The 1,435-nt window shown below is 63.6% G+C and carries 1 protein-coding gene; it reads left to right on the top strand.

The genetic code is table 11. From position 1 onward, the window contains the following. On the top strand, positions 1 to 1,435 hold a 1,435-nt coding region (locus J7438_RS25460; protein WP_209278840.1), incomplete at both ends, for a VCBS domain-containing protein.

The following is a 1,435-nucleotide window of genomic DNA, read 5'->3' as shown; positions in this document are numbered from 1 at the left end:
GGGCAGGTGTCGGCCAGTGACGCCGATGGTGATAGCCTGACCTTCAGCCTCACCGACGACGCCGGTGGTCTGTTTGCCATTGATGCCAATACCGGCGCAATCCGTGTTGCCGGTGCCCTGGATCACGGCAGTGCTGACCACCATCAGCTGACCGTGCGGGTGACCGATGCATTCGGTGCCTTCAGCGAACAGCCCTACACCGTGTCGGTGGCGCAGGATCTCTACCAGGATTTGCAGCTGGACACCAACCTGGTGCGTAACGGCGATTTCAACACCGATGAACACTGGACCATGACCGGAGCGGTGGAGTTCTATGGTAATCGCCTGGCGTTTAATGGTGACGGCGCAGGTGGTGCGTCAGACGGCATCGTGGAACAGGTGATTCAGGGCCATCCGGACATCAATTACAGTCTGAGCCTGGATTACGGTGCCGCCTGGTCGGACGGGCCAGTGTCCGGTCAGGTGGAGGTGGTTGATGAAACGTCCGGTGAGGTGCTGGCCACACAGGCATTCAACAGCGACTCCACGACCCTGCAGACCCTGAACCTGGCATTCACTGCCTCGTCAGCGGGCAACCTGGTGCTGCGCATCTCCGACACCACCGCCGATCCCACTGGTCGTGACATGGTGGTTGACAACATCAGCCTGCAGGCCCGCAGCGTCGATAACCCGGACCAGCAGGCCAATAACCCGGCGGTGATTGCCGGCGATGACAGCGCCACGGTGACCGAAGACAGCAGCGACGTCCTGAGCGCCAGCGGTACCCTGATCATCAGTGACAGCGATGCCGGTGAAGCCCAGTTTATCGCCACCACCCTCACCGGCAGCTACGGTGAACTGACCCTGGATGCCAGTGGCCAGTGGACCTACAGCGCCGATAACAGCCAGTCGGCCATTCAGCAGCTCGGGGAGGGTGAAACTCTGACCGAGACGCTGACCGTGACCTCAGCGGATGGCACCAGCCACACCCTGACCATCACCCTCAACGGCAGCAACGACGGGCCGGTACTGGATGTCGCCCTGGCCGATCAGAGTGCCGATCAGGACACCCCCTTCAGCTACCAGCTGCCCGCAGACAGCTTCAGCGACCTGGAGGGTGATGCCCTGAGCTACAGTGCCACCCTGGCCGATGGCAGTGCCCTGCCCGCCTGGCTCAGCTTCGATGCCGCCAGCACCACCTTCTCGGGTACGCCCGGCAGTGGTGATGTGGGCTCGCTGTCGGTCACGGTCACCGCCAGTGATGGCCTGGCCAGCGCCTCGGACACCTTTACCCTGGCGGTAGCGGCCGACCCCGCGACCCCACCGGCGGACAATCAGGCACCCGAGTTACAGGCCTTCCCCGGTGCCGATGCGCTGGCGGCCTTTGCCCTGGCGGGCAGCAGCGGCGATGTGGCTGCCGATCTGACCGACCACGGCCACCAACTGACCTTCAACA

It is taken from the genome of Thalassotalea sp. G20_0, from assembly GCF_017744175.1.
Taxonomy (GTDB): domain Bacteria; phylum Pseudomonadota; class Gammaproteobacteria; order Pseudomonadales; family Endozoicomonadaceae; genus Endozoicomonas.
The sequence above is the reverse complement of the archived record's forward strand: the minus strand, read 5'-3'. Positions and strand labels throughout refer to the sequence as shown.